The sequence below is a fragment of the Falsibacillus albus genome (genome assembly GCF_003668575.1).
GTDB classification, from domain to species: domain Bacteria; phylum Bacillota; class Bacilli; order Bacillales; family DSM-25281; genus Falsibacillus; species Falsibacillus albus.
In genome coordinates, this window is sequence record NZ_RCVZ01000020.1 from 16,429 (window position 1) to 34,023 (window position 17,595).

The window sequence follows — 17,595 nt, forward strand, 5'->3', positions numbered from 1 at the left end:
GTATAAAAAGAATCAACTTATTGTTCTTTAACCGTCACAAGATGAGCAACTTTATTGATCATACCGCGGATAGCAGGATTATCTTGATGCTCAACAGTTTGATTAACTTTACGAAGACCTAGGGCCTTAACTGTTTCACGCTGATCATTCGGACGACCGATCAAGCTGCGAGTGAGGGTAATTGTTAATTTTTCCGCCACTTAAATCCCTCCTTATCCTAACAGTTCTTCTACTGATTTACCACGTAGTTTCGCTACTTCTTCAGCACGTTTCAATTGAGTTAAACCGTTAATTGTAGCACGAACCATGTTAATTGGTGTGTTTGATCCTAAAGATTTAGAAAGAATGTCAGCAATACCTGCTAACTCAAGTACCGCACGAACCGGACCACCAGCGATAACCCCTGTACCGGCAGAAGCAGGCTTCATGAAGATTTGACCAGCGCCGAAGCGTCCAATCACTTCATGAGGGATAGTAGCACCAACAGTTGGTACTTCGATTAAGTTTTTCTTAGCGTCTTCAATCGCTTTGCGGATTGCATCCGGCACTTCTTGCGCTTTACCTGTACCAAAACCTACATGACCGTTCTTGTCACCGACAACAACTAGCGCAGTGAAGCGGAAACGACGTCCACCTTTAACAACTTTCGCAACACGATTTACTGTAACAACGCGTTCTTCTAATTCAAGTTTGTTAGCATCAATGCGAAGCATCTGATATGTCCCTCCTTTTACTATTAAAATTCTAAGCCGTTTTCACGTGCTGCATCAGCAAGTGCTTTTACACGTCCATGATAGAGGTAACCACCACGGTCGAATACGACAGATTTAAGTCCTTTTTCAACTGCACGTTTAGCGACTAATTCGCCAACCTTTTGAGCAGCTTCAACATTTCCAGTTGCTTCAACATCGAAATCTTTGTCTAAAGATGATGCACTTGCAAGTGTTACACCATTAAGATCGTCGATCAATTGAGCATAGATATGTTTGCTGGAACGGAATACGTTTAAGCGTGGACGAGACTCTGTACCGCTAAGTTTAGAACGTACACGAGCATGTCTCTTCTTACGAGTACTGTTTTTATCTGGCTTCGTAATCATTGAGGTCACTCCTTTCTTCTGCCTAAGAGGCATTATTTACCTGTTTTACCTTCTTTACGGCGTACATATTCACCTTCGAAACGAATACCTTTACCTTTGTAAGGCTCTGGCGGGCGAATAGCGCGAATGTTAGCAGCTAGTGCTCCAACACGTTCTTTATTTGAACCCTTAATCGTGATGTTCGTATTTTTAGGAACTTCGATTTCGATTCCTGCTTCAGGTTCAATTTCGACTGGATGTGAGTAACCAACGTTCAATACAAGCTTGTTCCCTTGTTTTTGAGCACGGTAACCTACCCCGATTAGTTCTAACTTTCTTTCGAATCCTGCAGATACACCTTCAACCATGTTAGCGATCAAAGCGCGAGTTGTTCCGTGCAATGCGCGATGTTCTTTCGCATCAGAAGGACGAGTAATGTTTACTACGTTCTCTTCGATGTTGATTGCAATATCAGGATTAAACGTTTGGGAAAGCTCTCCCTTTGGTCCTTTAACAGTAACCGTAGATCCATCAAGAGTCACAGTGACGCCAGATGGAATTTCAATAGGTTTTTTTCCTACGCGAGACATTCATATGCACCTCCATTCACTATCAATTAATTACCAAACGTATGCTAATACTTCTCCGCCAACTTGTTTAGCGCGAGCTTCTTTATCAGACAATACACCATTTGAAGTAGAAACGATCGCAATACCAAGACCGTTCAATACTTTTGGTACTTCGTTAGCTTTAGCGTATACGCGTAAACCTGGTTTACTGATACGTTTTAAGCCTGTGATAACACGCTCGTTATTTGAACCGTACTTAAGGAAGATACGGATGATTCCTTGCTTGTTATCTTCGATGAATTCAACGTCACGTACGAAACCTTCACGCTTGAGGATTTCAGCAACTTCTTTCTTGATGTTAGAAGCAGGAACTTCCAGCTTCTCGTGACGAACCATGTTCGCATTTCTGATGCGAGTAAGCAAATCTGCAATTGGATCTGTCATAACCATTTAAATTAACCTCCTTCCCAAATTCGGGGTTTACCAGCTAGCTTTTTTAACGCCAGGAATCTGACCCTTATATGCAAGTTCGCGGAAACAGATACGGCACAATTTAAACTTGCGGATTACTGAATGTGGACGACCACAACGTTCGCAACGAGTATATGCTTGGACCGCGTGCTTAGGAGCACGTTTTTGTTTCGCTATCATTGATTTTTTAGCCACGTTTTCGCCTCCCTTTTAGCGATTACTTTTGGAATGGCATTCCTAATTGTGTTAAAAGTTCACGAGATTCTTCATCTGTGTTCGCAGTAGTAACGATAACAATATCCATACCGCGTACTTTTGATACTTTATCATAATCAATTTCAGGGAAGATCAACTGTTCTTTTACACCTAATGTATAGTTTCCACGGCCGTCGAATGCCTTTTTAGAAACGCCGCGGAAGTCACGTACACGCGGTAGTGAAACAGATACTAATTTGTCTAGGAATTCATACATACGCTCTCCGCGTAATGTAACTTTCGCACCGATAGGCATGCCTTCACGAAGACGGAAGCCTGCGATGGATTTTTTTGCTCTAGTTACAACTGGCTTCTGACCAGCGATTAGAGTTAATTCCTCAACAGCAGTATCTAAAGATTTTGCGTTTTGAACAGCGTCACCAACACCCATGTTAATAACGATTTTCTCAACTTTTGGTACTTCCATTACTGATTTATAGTTGAATTTGCTCACAAGAGCAGGAGAAATTTCTTTTTGAAATTTTTCTTTTAGGCGGTTCATGTCGTGTACCTCCCTTCTTATAAGAACTATTTATCTAAAAATTCACCGGATTTTTTAGCTACACGTACTTTTTTGCCGTTTTCAACTTTATAACCAACACGAGTAGGTTCATTTGTCTTTGGGTCCAACGGCATCACGTTGGATACGTGAATCGCTGCCTCTTGACTAATGATCCCGCCTTGCGGATTCACTTGAGAAGGTTTTGAGTGTTTTTTCACGATGTTGATACCTTCAACAAGCACACGGTCTTTCTTAGGGAATGCTGCAAGCACTACGCCTGTTTTCCCTTTGTCTTTACCAGTGATGACCATTACTTTATCGCCTTTTTTAACATGCATTTCAATCGCACCTCCTTGAATGGCCGAATCAAATATTTATTAAAGAACTTCTGGAGCTAAAGATACGATTTTCATGAAGTTGTTGTCGCGAAGTTCACGAGCAACAGGTCCGAAAATACGAGTTCCACGTGGTCCTTTATCATCACGAATGATTACACAAGCATTTTCATCAAAGCGGATGTAAGATCCATCGTTACGACGAACGCCGCGTTTTGTGCGTACCACTACAGCTTTTACAACTTCACCTTTTTTAACAACGCCACCTGGTGTTGCTTGTTTTACTGTGCAGACGATCACATCACCAATGTTGGCAGTCTTACGACCTGAGCCGCCAAGAACTTTAATTGTCAATACTTCACGTGCACCAGAGTTGTCAGCAACTTTCAAGCGTGATTCTTGTTGAATCATCTAGGTTACCTCCTTTCGGAATAAACATCAATCCGAACTATTGAATTAAATAATTACAGCTTTTTCTACAACCTCAACAAGACGGAAACGTTTTGTTGCGGATAACGGGCGAGTTTCCATGATACGTACTACGTCGCCTGTTTTTGCTTCGTTTTGCTCATCATGAGCTTTAAACTTTTTAGAGTATTTTACGCGTTTGCCGTAAAGTGAATGTTTTTTGTAAGTTTCTACCATGACTGTGATTGTTTTGTCCATTTTGTCGGAAACAACACGTCCAGTATAAACTTTGCGTTGGTTGCGCTCACTCATTCTGCAAACCTCCTCTCAATTATCGATTGTTAACTCCGATCTCCCTTTCACGGATAACGGTTTTCATACGAGCAATCGCTTTGCGTACTTCGCGGATACGAGCTGTGTTCTCAAGTTGACCAGTCGCTAATTGAAAGCGAAGGTTGAAAAGCTCTTCTTTTAAAGATTTAACTTTTTGTTCTATTTCGGCAGTGGTAAGGTCACGGATTTCATTAGCTTTCATTTGATTCACCACCAATTTCTTCTCGTTTTACAAACTTGCATTTGATTGGAAGTTTGTGTGCTGCAAGACGAAGTGCTTCACGAGCTACTTCTTCAGAAACGCCGGCAATTTCGAACATGATCTTGCCTGGTTTTACAACTGCAACCCATCCTTCAGGCGCCCCCTTACCGGAACCCATTCGGACTTCTAGTGGTTTAGCAGTGTAAGGCTTATGAGGGAAGATTTTAATCCATACTTTACCGCCGCGTTTCATGTAACGAGTCATCGCAATACGAGCTGCTTCAATTTGGCGGTTAGTGATCCAAGATGCTTCAAGAGCTTGTAAACCGTATTCACCGAACGCTACTTCTGCGCCACCTTTTGTACGACCGCGCATTTTCCCGCGATGTTCACGACGATATTTAACGCGTTTAGGCATTAACATATTATTTTCCTCCTTCCTCAGTTTTCTTCTTAGCAGGAAGGACTTCTCCACGATAGATCCATACTTTTACTCCAAGCTTACCATAAGTTGTGTCCGCTTCAGCGTGAGCATAGTCAATGTCAGCACGAAGAGTATGAAGTGGAACTGTTCCTTCGCTGTAGTGTTCAGCACGTGCAATATCAGCACCGCCAAGACGACCGGACACCATTGTTTTGATTCCTTTAGCTCCTGCTCTCATAGCGCGTTGGATTACTTGCTTTTGAGCACGACGGAAAGAAACACGGTTTTCCAATTGACGAGCGATGTTTTCTGCAACTAATTTCGCATCAAGATCTGCTCTCTTGATTTCAACGATATTGATATGAACTCTTTTACCTGTTAATTGGTTTAAAGCTTTACGAAGAGCTTCAACCTCAGTACCACCTTTACCGATTACCATTCCTGGCTTCGCAGTGTGGACAGTAATATTGATACGGTTAGCAGCGCGCTCGATTTCTACTTTAGAAACAGAAGCGTCTGATAAGCGTTTCGCGATATATTCACGAACCTTAAGGTCTTCGTGTAAAAGGTCTGCATAGTCTTTACCAGCGTACCATTTGGACTCCCAATCACGAATGACTCCGATACGCAACCCGACTGGATGTACTTTTTGACCCACTACTTATCCCTCCTTCTTTTCTGATACCACAATTGTGATGTGGCTTGTGCGTTTATTAATAGCGCTAGCACGTCCCATCGCACGTGGGCGGAAGCGTTTCAATGTTGGGCCTTCGTCAACGAATGCCTCAGAAATAACTAAGTTGTTTACGTCCAATTCATAATTATGCTCTGCGTTCGCCATAGCAGATTTCAAAACTTTCTCAACTACTGGAGAAGCCGCTTTTGGTGTGTGACGTAAAATAGCAACTGCTTCACCGATTTGCTTTCCTCGAATTAAATCAACTACTAGGCGTACTTTACGAGGAGCAATACGAACTGTTCTAGCAACAGCTTTTGCTTGCATCAGGATGCCCTCCTCTCATTAACGTCTTGTTTTCCTATCGTCACTTCCGTGACCTTTGTAAGTACGTGATGGTGCAAATTCACCAAGCTTGTGACCTACCATATCTTCAGTAATGTATACCGGCACATGTTTACGACCATCGTATACAGCAACTGTGTGACCAATGAATGCTGGGAAGATCGTAGAACGGCGAGACCAAGTTTTCACAACCTGTTTGCCTTCAGTTTCATTCAACTTTTCGATCTTGTTCATTAAATGTTCATCAACAAAAGGTCCTTTTTTTAAGCTGCGACCCATGATTGAACCTCCCTTCGTGATTGCGCTACGGTTCGGATGTTGAACCGTAGTTCAATCCCGTTATTTTTTGCGACGACGCACAATAAATTTATCTGATTTGCTTTTCTTTTTGCGTGTTTTGAATCCAAGAGTCGGTTTGCCCCATGGAGACATTGGTGATTTACGTCCGATAGGAGCGCGTCCTTCACCACCACCGTGTGGATGGTCATTAGGGTTCATTACAGAACCACGAACAGTTGGGCGCTTGCCTAACCAGCGTGAACGTCCTGCTTTACCGATGTTGATAAGTTCATGCTGCTCGTTACCAACTTGACCTACAGTAGCACGGCAAGAAGATAAGATCATGCGAACTTCACCTGAATTCAAGCGAACCAACACGTATTTTCCTTCTTTACCTAGTACTTGTGCAGAAGTACCAGCTGAACGTACCAATTGTCCACCTTTACCAGGCTTAAGCTCGATATTGTGGATAACTGTACCAACAGGGATATTGATTAACGGTAGTGCATTACCGATTTTGATATCAGCTTCAGGTCCAGACATAACTTCTGTACCTACAGTGATGTTTTTAGGTGCTAAGATATAGCGTTTTTCACCATCAGCATAGTTGATTAATGCAATGTTAGCTGAACGGTTTGGATCATACTCAATAGTGGCAACGCGTCCTGGTATACCATCTTTATCACGTTTAAAGTCGATGATACGGTATTGACGCTTGTGGCCGCCACCTTGATGACGAACGGTTAACTTACCTTGGTTGTTACGGCCGCCTTTTTTAGTAAGAGGCGCAAGTAATGATTTTTCTGGTTTATCAGTAGTGATTTCAGCAAAATCAGAAACTGTCATGCCGCGACGACCGTTGGAGGTAGGTTTATATTTTTTGATCGCCATTTCGTTTCCCTCCTCTTCTGATTAAGTTAATTAAACTTCAAAGAATTCGATTTCTTTGCTGTCTGCTGTTAATTTAACAATAGCTTTACGACGTTTGTTAGTGTATCCAGCATGTCGACCCATGCGTTTGAACTTACCTTTGTAGTTCATGATGTTCACTTTTTCAACTTTGACGTCGAAAATTTCTTCTACTGCATCTTTAACTTGAGTCTTGTTAGCTTTCACGTCCACTTCAAACGTGTATTTTTTCTCTGCCATTAAGTCAGTAGAACGCTCAGTGATAACGGGGCGCTTAATGATATCACGTACATCCATTATCCAAGCACCTCCTCTACTTTTTCAACCGCAGCTTTCGTCATGATCAATTTTTCATGACCAAGCAAATCTAAAACATTAACGCTGTTTGCTTCTACAACTGTAACACCTTGGATGTTACGAGCAGATAGAGCAACATTCTCATCAAGACCGTCTGTTACCACTAAAGTTTTAGTGTTAAGAGATAGATTCTTCAGAACGTTAGCAAACTCTTTTGTTTTAGGTGCATCGAAAGCTAGCGCTTCTAATACTAGGATGTTTTCTTCTAATACTTTAGAAGATAGTGCAGATTTGATCGCTAAGCGACGAACTTTTTTAGGAAGTTTGTAGCTGTAGCTGCGTGGAACTGGTCCAAATACAGTACCACCACCGCGCCATTGTGGAGAACGGATCGATCCTTGACGTGCACGACCTGTTCCTTTTTGGCGCCAAGGCTTGCGTCCACCGCCTGCAACTTCAGAACGATTTTTTACTTTATGAGTTCCTTGACGTAAGGAAGCTCTTTGCATTACAACTGCTTCAAACAATACAGAATTGTTAGGTTCAATACCAAATACAGAATCTTTTAAGTCGATATCACCAACTTTGGATCCAGTTTGGTTAAAGAGTGCTACTTTTGGCATTCCTGTTTGCCTCCTTTCTTATGAAGTGAATTATTTTGTTTTAATTGCACTTGTTACTTTAAGCATAGCTTTTTTAGGTCCAGGCACGTTGCCTTTAACTAAAAGCAAGTTGCGCTCAGCGTCAACTTTAACGATTTGCAAGTTTTGGATTGTAACTTGCTCTCCACCCATGCGGCCAGGCAACAATTTGTTCTTGAAAACGCGGTTAGGCGCTACAGGACCCATTGAACCAGGACGACGGTGATAGCGGGAACCGTGAGACATAGGTCCGCGAGATTGGTTATGGCGCTTGATCGCACCTTGGAAACCTTTACCTTTTGAAATTCCTGTTACATCAACAACATCGCCTTCAGCGAATGCATCTACTTTGACTTCTTGACCAACTTGATAATCATCTAAGTTTGTTCCGCGGATTTCGCGAACGAAGCGCTTAGGAGCAGTATTCGCTTTTTCAGCATGTCCTTTTTCTGGTTTGTTAGAAAGTTTTTCACGCTTGTCTTCGAAACCGATCTGAACTGCTTCGTAGCCATCTGCTTCAACTGTTTTCTTTTGAAGTACCACGTTTTGAGCAGCTTCAATAACAGTTACAGGGATAAGCTCACCATTTTCAGCGAAAACTTGAGTCATACCGATTTTTCTTCCTAAGATTCCTTTGGTCATGAGTCACACCTCCTGAAAAATAATAAATTTTATTAATTAAAGTTTGATTTCGATGTCAACACCGGATGGTAAATCCAAACGCATCAAAGAATCAACAGTTTGTGGTGTTGGATTAACGATGTCGATTAAGCGTTTGTGCGTACGCATCTCAAATTGCTCACGTGAATCTTTATATTTGTGCACCGCACGAAGAATCGTGTAAACGGACTTTTCAGTCGGCAACGGGATCGGGCCGGACACCGCCGCACCAGAACGTTTTGCAGTTTCAACGATTTTCTCTGCAGATTGATCAAGGATTCTGTGATCATATGCTTTTAATCGAATACGAATTTTTTGTTTTGCCATCATTTTCCCTCCTTTTCGCCTATTTAAGTATAGACATTCTCCATGGAAATTTCCCACACACGCGCCATGGCAAAGCGGCCGGGTGTGTCAGCAACCTTCCACTTCATCGCAGTCAAAGACCAACATTGTCTATTATACTAAAAGCCCAAAGAATATGCAATATCTTTATTGATTTTCTTTGCGCCTCACACACTTTTACTATTATACATACTTGGACTAAGCATTTCAACCATTGTTAAATGAATGGAAAATATTCTTTTCGACAAACAGATTCCCAGCTTACTAACATCTATTATATAGAAGAAATAAAAAAAGCAGATGGTGATCAGCCATCTGCTTTTTTTGAATCTATGAGTAAGATTACGCTTGGATAGATGCTACTACGCCGGCACCTACAGTACGTCCACCTTCACGGATTGAGAATTTAGTACCTTCTTCAATCGCGATTGGAGCGATAAGTTCAACAGTCATTTCAACGTTATCGCCAGGCATTACCATTTCAACGCCTTCTGGAAGTTGGATGATACCAGTTACGTCAGTTGTACGGAAGTAGAACTGAGGACGGTAGTTAGAGAAGAATGGAGTATGACGTCCACCTTCTTCTTTAGAAAGAACATAAACTTCAGATTTGAATTTAGTATGTGGAGTGATTGTACCTGGCTTAGCAAGTACTTGTCCACGTTGGATATCGTCACGGGATACACCACGAAGAAGTGCACCGATGTTGTCGCCAGCTTCTGCATAATCAAGAAGCTTACGGAACATTTCTACACCAGTAACTGTAGTCTTTTTAGACTCTTCTTGGATACCGATGATTTCAATTTCGTCACCGACTTTAACTTGTCCACGCTCAACGCGTCCAGTAGCAACTGTACCACGGCCAGTGATTGAGAATACATCCTCAACTGGCATCATGAATGGTTTTTCAGTGTCACGTTCTGGAGTTGGGATGTACTCATCAACAGCGTTCATAAGTTCAACGATTTTTTCTTCCCACGCAGCGTCGCCTTCAAGAGCTTTAAGAGCAGAACCTTTGATAACTGGTACATCGTCACCAGGGAAGTCGTATTCAGAAAGAAGGTCACGTACTTCCATTTCTACTAGTTCAAGTAGTTCTTCGTCGTCTACCATGTCACATTTGTTCATGAATACAACAAGGTAAGGAACACCTACTTGGCGAGAAAGCAAGATGTGCTCACGAGTTTGTGGCATTGGGCCATCAGCAGCAGAAACAACTAGGATTCCGCCGTCCATTTGTGCAGCACCAGTGATCATGTTTTTAACGTAGTCAGCATGTCCTGGGCAGTCAACGTGTGCATAGTGGCGAGTATCAGTTTCATACTCAACGTGTGCAGTTGAGATTGTGATTCCACGCTCGCGCTCTTCTGGAGCAGCGTCAATCATGTCATATGCCATTGCAGCACCTTTACCACTGCGTTTAGCAAGAACAGTTGTGATAGCAGCTGTCAAAGTAGTTTTACCATGGTCAACGTGACCAATTGTACCAATATTCGCATGTGTTTTGGAACGATCGAATTTTTCTTTAGCCATTTTGGAAATCCTCCTTTAATTATATAAGAAATAAGTATATTGTATGGCTTCATTGAAGGCGGGCGCCCACCTTCAATTCCAACCATCTTTACAATAGTAGTTATACTTCATTAAAGATGAGAAATCAATTACTCACCTTTATTTTTTTTGATAATTTCTTCGCTGATTGATTTAGGAACTTCTTCGTAGTGATCAAAGTGCATGGAGAATACTCCGCGACCTTGTGTATTTGAACGAAGGGAAGTTGCATAACCAAACATTTCAGAAAGTGGAACGAACGCTTTAACTACCTGAGCGTTTCCGCGAGCGTCCATACCTTCAACACGTCCACGACGGGATGTGATATCACCCATGATATCTCCAAGGTACTCCTCAGGGATAACAACCTCAACCTTCATAAGAGGCTCAAGGATAACTGGGCTACATTTGGAAGCAGCGTTTTTAAGCGCCATTGAAGCGGCAACTTTGTATGCCATTTCACTGGAGTCAACGTCATGGTAAGATCCGTCATAAAGTCTAGCTTTGATGTCGATTAGCGGATATCCAGCAAGGACACCGTTATCTAATGCATCTTCTAATCCAGACTGGATGGCTGGCACGTATTCACGTGGTACAACCCCACCGACGATTCCGTTTTCGAATTCGAATCCTTTTCCTTCTTCGTTAGGAGAGAACTCGATCCAAACGTGACCATATTGTCCGCGTCCACCAGATTGACGTACAAATTTACCTTCAACTTGTGCAGTAGCACGGAAAGTTTCACGGTAAGAAACTTGTGGTGCACCTACGTTTGCTTCTACTTTGAATTCACGCTTCATACGGTCAACGATGATGTCAAGGTGAAGTTCACCCATACCAGCGATGATGACCTGGCCAGTTTCTTGGTCTGTATGAGCACGGAAAGTAGGATCTTCTTCTTGAAGTTTTTGTAAAGCTGTCGTCATTTTATCTTGGTCAGCTTTAGATTTTGGTTCGATTGCAACAGAGATAACAGGCTCTGGGAATTCCATTGATTCTAGGATTACTAGATCCTTTTCATCACAAAGAGTGTCACCAGTAGTAGTGTCTTTAAGACCTACCGCTGCAGCAATATCCCCAGCATACACTTCAGAGATCTCTTCACGAGAGTTCGCGTGCATTTGAAGGATACGACCTACACGTTCGCGTTTTCCTTTAGTTGAGTTCTTGATATAAGATCCAGATTTCAACACACCGGAATATACGCGGAAGAATGTAAGTTTACCAACATAAGGGTCAGTCATTACTTTAAATGCCAACGCAGAGAAAGGTGCGTCATCAGAAGATGGACGTGTTACTTCCTCATCGGAATCAGGGATGATACCTTTGATGTTTGCAACATCAGTTGGAGCTGGAAGGTAATCAAGAACCGCATCAAGCAATAATTGAACACCTTTGTTTTTGAAAGCAGAACCACAGATTACTGGGTAGAATTCAACGTTACAAGTACCTTTACGGATCGCAGCTTTCAACTCGTCGTTTGTCAGCTCTTCACCTTCAAGATATTTCATCATTAATTCTTCATCAAGTTCTGCTACTGCTTCGATTAAGCTTGCGCGATACTCTTCAGCTTGATCTTTGTATTCTTCAGGAATGTCACGAGCTTCCGCACGAGTTCCTAAATCATCTTCATAGAAGTAAGCTTTCATTTCAATTAAATCGATGATGCCGTCGAATTCATCTTCAGCACCGATCGGCAATTGAATTGGATGAGCATTCGCTTGCAAACGATCATGAATTGTTTTTACAGAGTATAGGAAATCTGCACCGATCTTGTCCATTTTATTGACGAACACGATACGAGGAACTCCGTAAGTTGTTGCTTGGCGCCAAACTGTTTCAGTTTGCGGCTCAACACCGGATTGTGCATCAAGAACTGCTACGGCACCATCCAATACACGCAGGGAACGTTCAACTTCAACTGTGAAGTCTACGTGTCCTGGGGTATCGATGATATTTACACGATGACCTTTCCATGATGCTGTTGTAGCAGCGGAAGTGATCGTGATACCACGTTCTTGCTCTTGCTCCATCCAGTCCATTTGAGACGCACCTTCATGAGTTTCGCCAATTTTATGAATGCGTCCTGTGTAGAAAAGAATACGCTCAGTTGCTGTCGTTTTACCGGCATCGATGTGAGCCATGATACCGATATTACGTGTCTTTTCTAAGGAGAACTCTCTAGCCATGATGCATTTCTCCTTCCTTATATGAGTATATTTTTATATACGAAGGTAAAATTACCAACGGTAGTGAGCAAACGCTTTGTTTGCTTCTGCCATTTTATGAGTATCTTCACGTTTCTTGACAGCTGCACCAGTGTTATTGGCTGCATCAAGGATTTCGTTAGCGAGACGCTCTTCCATCGTTTTTTCACCGCGAAGGCGAGCGTAGTTCACTAACCAGCGAAGACCAAGAGTCGTACGGCGCTCAGGGCGAACCTCAACCGGTACTTGGTAGTTTGCACCACCAACTCGACGTGCTCTTACTTCCAATACTGGCATGATGTTTTTCAAAGCTTGATCGAATACTTCCATTGCATCTTTACCAGAACGTTCTTTGATTAAATCGAAAGAAGCATAAAGAATTTTTTGGGATGTACCTCTCTTGCCGTCAACCATCATCTTGTTAATAAGACGAGTAACTAATTTTGAATTATACATTGGATCAGGTAAAACGTCTCTTTTAGAAACAGGACCTTTACGTGGCATGTGTATTTCCTCCTTTCAACAAAAGCTGAATTTCAAGTTAGTCAATTATTTTTTTGCTTCTTTAGGGCGCTTAGTACCGTATTTAGAACGGCCTTGTCTGCGGCTTTCAACACCTGCAGTATCTAATGCACCACGTACGATATGATAACGTACCCCTGGTAAATCTTTTACACGTCCGCCGCGGATAAGCACAACACTGTGCTCTTGCAGGTTATGTCCGATACCAGGAATGTATGCTGTTACTTCGATGCCGTTAGTCAAACGAACACGTGCATATTTACGCAACGCGGAGTTTGGTTTCTTTGGCGTCATCGTACCAACACGAGTACATACACCACGTTTTTGTGGAGATGAAACGTTCGTGTTCACTTTTTTGAAGCTGTTGTAACCTTTATTAAGCGCTGGCGATTTAGATTTTGTTGATTTAGACTTACGAGGCTTGCGCACTAATTGGTTAATAGTTGGCATGGGGTGTTTCCTCCCTTCATAGATTGTTAAGCCCACACATCCAGGTGGTTCATTTTTAAGCAAAAACAAAGTTCTTGCAGTTTACCTCAAAAGCTGCAAAAACATGTTAATAAATGAGCGCAACAGTTGCAGCTCCAACTTCTATTCCACACGCTTTCCCGAGCTTTCGCATCGAATCCACATGGATCAGTTTGACGTTCATGTCTTCGGCGGTCTGGACCACTTTCGCAATCACCCTCGGATCTGCATCCGACGCAACCAATACCTCTTTGACATTTCCGTTCTTAAGAGCTTTTACTGTTTGTTTAGTTCCTACTATAAAGCTTTTTGCCTGCGATACTTTTTCATAAGACATTTTCATATCCTCCAAAGTAACGAGATAAAGAATAGGAGCAACCTTGAATATATTATCATCTTCATATTTTAATGTCAACAAAATATTAGAGATAATTTAATCAAATAACAAGGCCTGAATCATTAACCGCATGATCGATTTTTAAATTCAGGCCTTGCTTGTTGTTTACTCTACTGTTACTGGTTCTTCCGCACCGAGCAGCTCTGGCTCTGCTTTGCGATAGCGCTGCATACCTGTTCCTGCTGGTACAAGCTTACCGATGATTACATTTTCCTTAAGACCTAGCAATTCATCGCGCTTTCCTTTGATTGCGGCATCAGTCAGGACACGAGTCGTCTCTTGGAATGATGCTGCAGACAAGAAGGAATCCGTTTCAAGTGATGCTTTAGTAATACCGAGTAATACCGGTCTGCCTGTCGCAGGAACGTTTCCTTCAAGAAGCGCCTTTTCATTGGCATCCGTGAATTGATGGATATCCAACAATGTTCCAGGCAGAACATCCGTATCACCGGCATCGATTACACGCACTTTGCGAAGCATTTGCCTTACCATTACTTCAACGTGCTTATCGCCGATTTCAACACCTTGCATACGGTATACCTTTTGAACTTCTCTCAATAGATATTCCTGTACGGCTGTAACGTCGCGTACTTTGATTAATTCTTTCGGATCGATAGAACCTTCTGTCAGCTCTTGACCGCGAACAACGGCGTCGTTTACAGCTACTTTCATGCGGGCTGTATAAGGCGCATTGTAAGAACGCGTCTCAACTTTACCTTGAACGACGATTTCCTGCTGACGGTCACGTCCTTCGTTGATGGCAGTGACGACACCATCGATTTCAGAAATGACGGCTTGACCTTTAGGGTTACGCGCTTCGAACAATTCTTGGATACGCGGTAAACCTTGAGTGATGTCATCTCCTGCTACCCCACCTGTATGGAAGGTACGCATTGTAAGCTGGGTTCCAGGTTCACCGATGGATTGGGCAGCGATGATACCGACTGCTTCACCCACTTCAACCTGTTGGCCTGTTGCCAAGTTGCGGCCGTAGCATTTCTTACATACACCATGGCGAGTGTTGCAAGTAAATGCAGAACGGATCGTAACCGTATCGACGCCAGCACTGATGACCACTCTTGAAAGATCCTCATTGATCAATTGATTTTCTTCTACGATGACCTCACCTGTCTCAGGGTGTTTGATCACTTTTCTTGCATAACGGCCAATCAAGCGCTCCTCAAGTGGTTCGATGATTTCTGTTCCATCCTTGATTGAGCTGATTTGAAGGCCTCTATCAGTTCCGCAGTCATCTTCGCGAACGATGACATCCTGCGCAACATCGACAAGACGACGTGTCAAGTAACCAGAGTCAGCCGTTTTAAGAGCCGTATCAGCAAGACCTTTACGGGCACCATGCGTTGAAATGAAGTATTCCAATACTGTTAGGCCTTCACGGAAACTTGATTTGATCGGCAACTCAATGATTCGGCCGGCCGGGTTGGCCATCAGTCCGCGCATACCGGCTAACTGTGTGAAGTTAGAGGCGTTACCACGGGCACCCGAGTCACTCATCATGAAGATTGGATTTCGTTTGTCCAAGGAAGCCATCAATTTGCCTTGGATGGTATCCTTCGCACCGCTCCAAATGGAAATTACGCGATCGTAGCGTTCTTCCTCTGTTATGAGACCGCGGCGGAACTGCTTCATGACATTGTCTACTTTTGTTTGGGCATCTTTGAGAATTTCTTCTTTTTCGCCCAAGACGACGATATCTGCTACACCAACCGTAATTCCGGCTTTTGTAGAATATTTGAATCCAAGGTTTTTCATCCGATCAAGCATTTTAGACGTTTCAGTGATTTTGAAGCGTTTGAACACTTCTGCAATGACGTTTCCAAGGATCTTTTTATTAAACGGATCGATTCCCGGCTGATCTTTAAGATGCTCTTTTACATTCGTTGTCGGATCTACGAAGTACTTAGGCGGAGTATACTCCTCCAAGTTGACATTCGTAGGCTCGTTGATATACGGGAATGTGCCAGGAAGTATTTCGTTGAAAATCAGTTTTCCAACCGTTGTCACAAGCAGCTGTTTATTCTGCTCTTCAGTAAAGGTTTGGTTATTCAGTGAGCTGGCATGTACGGCAACACGAGTATGCAAGTGTACATAGCCATTTTGGTACGCCACAAGCGCTTCATTTGTATCTTTGAAGACACTTCCTTCACCTACAGCACCTTCACGCTCCAATGTTAAGTAATAGTTACCTAAAACCATGTCCTGGGAAGGTGTAACAACCGGCTTTCCATCTTTCGGATTCAAGATGTTTTGAGCTGCGAGCATTAGAAGTCGGGCTTCCGCCTGTGCTTCAGATGATAGAGGAACGTGAACCGCCATTTGGTCACCATCGAAGTCTGCGTTGTATGCAGTACATACGAGAGGGTGGAGGCGAATCGCACGACCTTCCACCAAAGTCGGCTCGAATGCCTGGATTCCCAGTCTGTGAAGCGTTGGGGCACGGTTTAAAAGAACAGGATGTTCTTTGATAACCGATTCCAATACGTCCCAAACCTCCGGCTGGACGCGTTCAATCTTTCTTTTCGCGCTCTTGATATTATGAGCAAGCCCTTTTTCAACAAGCTCTTTCATGACAAAAGGCTTGAAGAGTTCCAATGCCATCTCTTTCGGAAGACCGCATTGGTACATTTTCAGGTTAGGACCTACGACGATTACGGAACGACCTGAGTAGTCAACACGCTTACCAAGCAAGTTTTGACGGAATCGTCCCTGCTTCCCTTTAAGCATATGCGAAAGGGATTTAAGAGGGCGATTACCCGGACCTGTTACTGGGCGTCCGCGGCGGCCGTTGTCGATCAATGCATCGACAGCTTCTTGAAGCATGCGTTTTTCGTTTTGGACAATGATGCTAGGAGCACCCAAGTCCAATAAACGTTTCAAACGATTATTGCGGTTGATGACTCGACGATATAGATCGTTCAAATCGGATGTTGCAAAACGTCCACCATCCAACTGCACCATCGGGCGCAACTCAGGAGGGATGACAGGAAGGACATCAAGGATCATCCAATCCGGGTCATTTCCGGAATGACGGAATGCCTCAAGCACTTCCAAACGTTTAATCGCACGGGTACGGCGTTGTCCCTGTGCAGTTTTTAAATCTTCTTTCAAGAAATCGACTTCCTTATCCAAATCGATATCCTGAAGAAGCTTTTTGATTGCTTCTGCACCCATCGCAGCCTGGAATTTAGTTCCATACTTTTCGCGGTATGCACGATATTCCTTTTCGGATAATAGCTGTTTCTTTTCCAATGCTGTGTCTGCAGCATCTGTTACTACATAGGAAGCAAAATAAATTACTTCTTCCAAAGCCCTTGGAGACATATCCAAGACAAGTCCCATCCGGCTAGGGATGCCTTTGAAGTACCAAATGTGAGATACAGGGGCGGCAAGTTCAATATGGCCCATGCGCTCACGGCGAACTTTCGCCCTCGTTACTTCAACGCCGCAGCGGTCACAAACGACGCCTTTATAGCGAACACGTTTGTACTTTCCGCAATGGCACTCCCAGTCCTTTGTAGGACCGAAAATGCGCTCGCAGAACAGACCGTCTTTCTCCGGCTTCAATGTACGATAGTTGATTGTTTCTGGTTTTTTGACTTCCCCGAAAGACCAAGAACGGATCTTATCAGGGGAAGCTAAACCGATTTTCATATACTCAAAATTATTAACGTCTAGCAAGGGGCCTACCTCCCTTTTAATC

26 protein-coding genes are annotated in these 17,595 nt (G+C 43.1%); all 26 read right to left on the reverse strand.

The window, feature by feature from the left end; all coding sequences use genetic code 11:
• Positions 1-17: 17 nt before the first annotated feature.
• Complete coding sequence (rpmD, locus tag D9X91_RS20020; protein WP_121682431.1) at positions 18-200, reverse strand: 50S ribosomal protein L30; 183 nt, start codon at positions 198-200, stop codon at positions 18-20.
• A gap of 12 nt (positions 201-212) precedes the next feature.
• On the reverse strand, positions 213-713 hold the full coding sequence (rpsE, locus tag D9X91_RS20025; protein ID WP_121682432.1) for a 30S ribosomal protein S5: 501 nt from the start codon (positions 711-713) through the stop codon (positions 213-215).
• Positions 714-736: 23 nt separating this feature from the next.
• Positions 737-1,099, reverse strand: a complete 363-nt coding sequence (rplR, locus tag D9X91_RS20030) for a 50S ribosomal protein L18 (protein ID WP_121682433.1) — start codon at positions 1,097-1,099, stop codon at positions 737-739.
• Between the two features lie 32 nt (positions 1,100-1,131).
• Positions 1,132-1,668, reverse strand: coding sequence for a 50S ribosomal protein L6 (rplF, locus tag D9X91_RS20035; RefSeq protein ID WP_121682434.1), 537 nt, complete (start codon positions 1,666-1,668; stop codon positions 1,132-1,134).
• A 30-nt stretch (positions 1,669-1,698) separates the two neighbouring features.
• Positions 1,699-2,097: a 30S ribosomal protein S8 gene (gene rpsH, locus D9X91_RS20040; protein ID WP_121682435.1), complete on the reverse strand. Its 399-nt coding sequence runs from the start codon at positions 2,095-2,097 to the stop codon at positions 1,699-1,701.
• A gap of 30 nt (positions 2,098-2,127) precedes the next feature.
• Positions 2,128-2,313 (reverse strand): type Z 30S ribosomal protein S14, encoded by a 186-nt coding sequence (locus tag D9X91_RS20045; protein WP_121682436.1) that lies wholly within the window; start codon positions 2,311-2,313, stop codon positions 2,128-2,130.
• 22 nt (positions 2,314-2,335) lie between these two features.
• Positions 2,336-2,875 carry a 50S ribosomal protein L5 gene (gene rplE / locus D9X91_RS20050; RefSeq protein WP_121682437.1) on the reverse strand — a complete coding sequence of 180 codons (540 nt, stop codon included), beginning with the start codon at positions 2,873-2,875 and terminating at the stop codon, positions 2,336-2,338.
• Positions 2,876-2,901: 26 nt separating this feature from the next.
• Positions 2,902-3,213 carry a 50S ribosomal protein L24 gene (rplX, locus tag D9X91_RS20055; protein WP_121682438.1) on the reverse strand — a complete coding sequence of 104 codons (312 nt, stop codon included), beginning with the start codon at positions 3,211-3,213 and terminating at the stop codon, positions 2,902-2,904.
• A gap of 39 nt (positions 3,214-3,252) precedes the next feature.
• Positions 3,253-3,621: a 50S ribosomal protein L14 gene (rplN, locus tag D9X91_RS20060; RefSeq protein ID WP_121682439.1), complete on the reverse strand. Its 369-nt coding sequence runs from the start codon at positions 3,619-3,621 to the stop codon at positions 3,253-3,255.
• A gap of 45 nt (positions 3,622-3,666) precedes the next feature.
• Positions 3,667-3,930, reverse strand: a complete 264-nt coding sequence (gene rpsQ / locus D9X91_RS20065; protein WP_121682440.1) for a 30S ribosomal protein S17 — start codon at positions 3,928-3,930, stop codon at positions 3,667-3,669.
• Positions 3,931-3,949: 19 nt separating this feature from the next.
• On the reverse strand, positions 3,950-4,153 hold the full coding sequence (gene rpmC / locus D9X91_RS20070) for a 50S ribosomal protein L29 (protein WP_003351417.1): 204 nt from the start codon (positions 4,151-4,153) through the stop codon (positions 3,950-3,952).
• The gene (rplP, locus tag D9X91_RS20075) at positions 4,143-4,577 is read right to left on the reverse strand and encodes a 50S ribosomal protein L16 (RefSeq protein WP_121682441.1); all 435 of its coding nucleotides are present in this window, start codon (positions 4,575-4,577) and stop codon (positions 4,143-4,145) included. The genes rpmC and rplP overlap by 11 nt, the downstream gene beginning before the upstream one ends.
• Before the next feature lies 1 nt (position 4,578).
• Positions 4,579-5,235 carry a 30S ribosomal protein S3 gene (gene rpsC, locus D9X91_RS20080; protein ID WP_121682442.1) on the reverse strand — a complete coding sequence of 219 codons (657 nt, stop codon included), beginning with the start codon at positions 5,233-5,235 and terminating at the stop codon, positions 4,579-4,581.
• A 3-nt stretch (positions 5,236-5,238) separates the two neighbouring features.
• Complete coding sequence (gene rplV, locus D9X91_RS20085; protein ID WP_121682443.1) at positions 5,239-5,580, reverse strand: 50S ribosomal protein L22; 342 nt, start codon at positions 5,578-5,580, stop codon at positions 5,239-5,241.
• Between the two features lie 18 nt (positions 5,581-5,598).
• Entirely contained in the window at positions 5,599-5,877 is a 279-nt protein-coding gene (gene rpsS / locus D9X91_RS20090; protein ID WP_121682444.1) for a 30S ribosomal protein S19, read from the reverse strand.
• A gap of 60 nt (positions 5,878-5,937) precedes the next feature.
• Complete coding sequence (gene rplB / locus D9X91_RS20095; RefSeq protein WP_121682445.1) at positions 5,938-6,768, reverse strand: 50S ribosomal protein L2; 831 nt, start codon at positions 6,766-6,768, stop codon at positions 5,938-5,940.
• Between the two features lie 30 nt (positions 6,769-6,798).
• Positions 6,799-7,083, reverse strand: a complete 285-nt coding sequence (gene rplW, locus D9X91_RS20100) for a 50S ribosomal protein L23 (RefSeq protein ID WP_121682446.1) — start codon at positions 7,081-7,083, stop codon at positions 6,799-6,801.
• On the reverse strand, positions 7,083-7,706 hold the full coding sequence (gene rplD, locus D9X91_RS20105) for a 50S ribosomal protein L4 (protein WP_121682447.1): 624 nt from the start codon (positions 7,704-7,706) through the stop codon (positions 7,083-7,085). Before rplD ends, rplW begins: the two co-directional genes overlap by 1 nt.
• A 30-nt stretch (positions 7,707-7,736) precedes the next feature.
• Positions 7,737-8,366 (reverse strand): 50S ribosomal protein L3, encoded by a 630-nt coding sequence (gene rplC, locus D9X91_RS20110; RefSeq protein WP_121682448.1) that lies wholly within the window; start codon positions 8,364-8,366, stop codon positions 7,737-7,739.
• Positions 8,367-8,402: 36 nt separating this feature from the next.
• Positions 8,403-8,711, reverse strand: a complete 309-nt coding sequence (gene rpsJ / locus D9X91_RS20115; RefSeq protein WP_003354783.1) for a 30S ribosomal protein S10 — start codon at positions 8,709-8,711, stop codon at positions 8,403-8,405.
• 360 nt (positions 8,712-9,071) lie between these two features.
• Positions 9,072-10,262 (reverse strand): elongation factor Tu, encoded by a 1,191-nt coding sequence (gene tuf, locus D9X91_RS20120; protein WP_121682449.1) that lies wholly within the window; start codon positions 10,260-10,262, stop codon positions 9,072-9,074.
• A 128-nt stretch (positions 10,263-10,390) separates the two neighbouring features.
• Positions 10,391-12,469 (reverse strand): elongation factor G, encoded by a 2,079-nt coding sequence (gene fusA, locus D9X91_RS20125; RefSeq protein ID WP_121682450.1) that lies wholly within the window; start codon positions 12,467-12,469, stop codon positions 10,391-10,393.
• A 51-nt stretch (positions 12,470-12,520) separates the two neighbouring features.
• Positions 12,521-12,991, reverse strand: coding sequence for a 30S ribosomal protein S7 (gene rpsG, locus D9X91_RS20130; RefSeq protein ID WP_121682451.1), 471 nt, complete (start codon positions 12,989-12,991; stop codon positions 12,521-12,523).
• A gap of 45 nt (positions 12,992-13,036) precedes the next feature.
• Positions 13,037-13,459: a 30S ribosomal protein S12 gene (rpsL, locus tag D9X91_RS20135; protein ID WP_121682452.1), complete on the reverse strand. Its 423-nt coding sequence runs from the start codon at positions 13,457-13,459 to the stop codon at positions 13,037-13,039.
• 106 nt (positions 13,460-13,565) lie between these two features.
• On the reverse strand, positions 13,566-13,814 hold the full coding sequence (locus tag D9X91_RS20140) for a 50S ribosomal protein L7ae-like protein (protein ID WP_121682453.1): 249 nt from the start codon (positions 13,812-13,814) through the stop codon (positions 13,566-13,568).
• 165 nt (positions 13,815-13,979) lie between these two features.
• Positions 13,980-17,573, reverse strand: coding sequence for a DNA-directed RNA polymerase subunit beta' (rpoC, locus tag D9X91_RS20145; RefSeq protein ID WP_121682454.1), 3,594 nt, complete (start codon positions 17,571-17,573; stop codon positions 13,980-13,982).
• Positions 17,574-17,595 lie beyond the last annotated feature (22 nt).

What these genes read in the sequence shown, in the direction of transcription:
- rpsE (WP_121682432.1), bottom strand. Translation starts at nt 713, where the DNA reads ATGCTTCGCATTGATGCTAACAAACTTGAATTAGAAGAACGCGTTGTT.
- rplR (WP_121682433.1), bottom strand. Translation starts at nt 1,099, where the DNA reads ATGATTACGAAGCCAGATAAAAACAGTACTCGTAAGAAGAGACATGCT.
- rplF (WP_121682434.1), bottom strand. Translation starts at nt 1,668, where the DNA reads ATGTCTCGCGTAGGAAAAAAACCTATTGAAATTCCATCTGGCGTCACT.
- rpsH (WP_121682435.1), bottom strand. Translation starts at nt 2,097, where the DNA reads ATGGTTATGACAGATCCAATTGCAGATTTGCTTACTCGCATCAGAAAT.
- rplE (WP_121682437.1), bottom strand. Translation starts at nt 2,875, where the DNA reads ATGAACCGCCTAAAAGAAAAATTTCAAAAAGAAATTTCTCCTGCTCTT.
- rplX (WP_121682438.1), bottom strand. Translation starts at nt 3,213, where the DNA reads ATGCATGTTAAAAAAGGCGATAAAGTAATGGTCATCACTGGTAAAGAC.
- rplN (WP_121682439.1), bottom strand. Translation starts at nt 3,621, where the DNA reads ATGATTCAACAAGAATCACGCTTGAAAGTTGCTGACAACTCTGGTGCA.
- rpsQ (WP_121682440.1), bottom strand. Translation starts at nt 3,930, where the DNA reads ATGAGTGAGCGCAACCAACGCAAAGTTTATACTGGACGTGTTGTTTCC.
- rpmC (WP_003351417.1), bottom strand. Translation starts at nt 4,153, where the DNA reads ATGAAAGCTAATGAAATCCGTGACCTTACCACTGCCGAAATAGAACAA.
- rplP (WP_121682441.1), bottom strand. Translation starts at nt 4,577, where the DNA reads ATGTTAATGCCTAAACGCGTTAAATATCGTCGTGAACATCGCGGGAAA.
- rplV (WP_121682443.1), bottom strand. Translation starts at nt 5,580, where the DNA reads ATGCAAGCAAAAGCTGTTGCTAGAACAGTTCGTATTGCTCCTCGTAAA.
- rpsS (WP_121682444.1), bottom strand. Translation starts at nt 5,877, where the DNA reads ATGGGTCGCAGCTTAAAAAAAGGACCTTTTGTTGATGAACATTTAATG.
- rplB (WP_121682445.1), bottom strand. Translation starts at nt 6,768, where the DNA reads ATGGCGATCAAAAAATATAAACCTACCTCCAACGGTCGTCGCGGCATG.
- rplW (WP_121682446.1), bottom strand. Translation starts at nt 7,083, where the DNA reads ATGGATGTACGTGATATCATTAAGCGCCCCGTTATCACTGAGCGTTCT.
- rplD (WP_121682447.1), bottom strand. Translation starts at nt 7,706, where the DNA reads ATGCCAAAAGTAGCACTCTTTAACCAAACTGGATCCAAAGTTGGTGAT.
- rplC (WP_121682448.1), bottom strand. Translation starts at nt 8,366, where the DNA reads ATGACCAAAGGAATCTTAGGAAGAAAAATCGGTATGACTCAAGTTTTC.
- rpsJ (WP_003354783.1), bottom strand. Translation starts at nt 8,711, where the DNA reads ATGGCAAAACAAAAAATTCGTATTCGATTAAAAGCATATGATCACAGA.
- tuf (WP_121682449.1), bottom strand. Translation starts at nt 10,262, where the DNA reads ATGGCTAAAGAAAAATTCGATCGTTCCAAAACACATGCGAATATTGGT.
- fusA (WP_121682450.1), bottom strand. Translation starts at nt 12,469, where the DNA reads ATGGCTAGAGAGTTCTCCTTAGAAAAGACACGTAATATCGGTATCATG.
- rpsG (WP_121682451.1), bottom strand. Translation starts at nt 12,991, where the DNA reads ATGCCACGTAAAGGTCCTGTTTCTAAAAGAGACGTTTTACCTGATCCA.
- rpsL (WP_121682452.1), bottom strand. Translation starts at nt 13,459, where the DNA reads ATGCCAACTATTAACCAATTAGTGCGCAAGCCTCGTAAGTCTAAATCA.
- D9X91_RS20140 (WP_121682453.1), bottom strand. Translation starts at nt 13,814, where the DNA reads ATGTCTTATGAAAAAGTATCGCAGGCAAAAAGCTTTATAGTAGGAACT.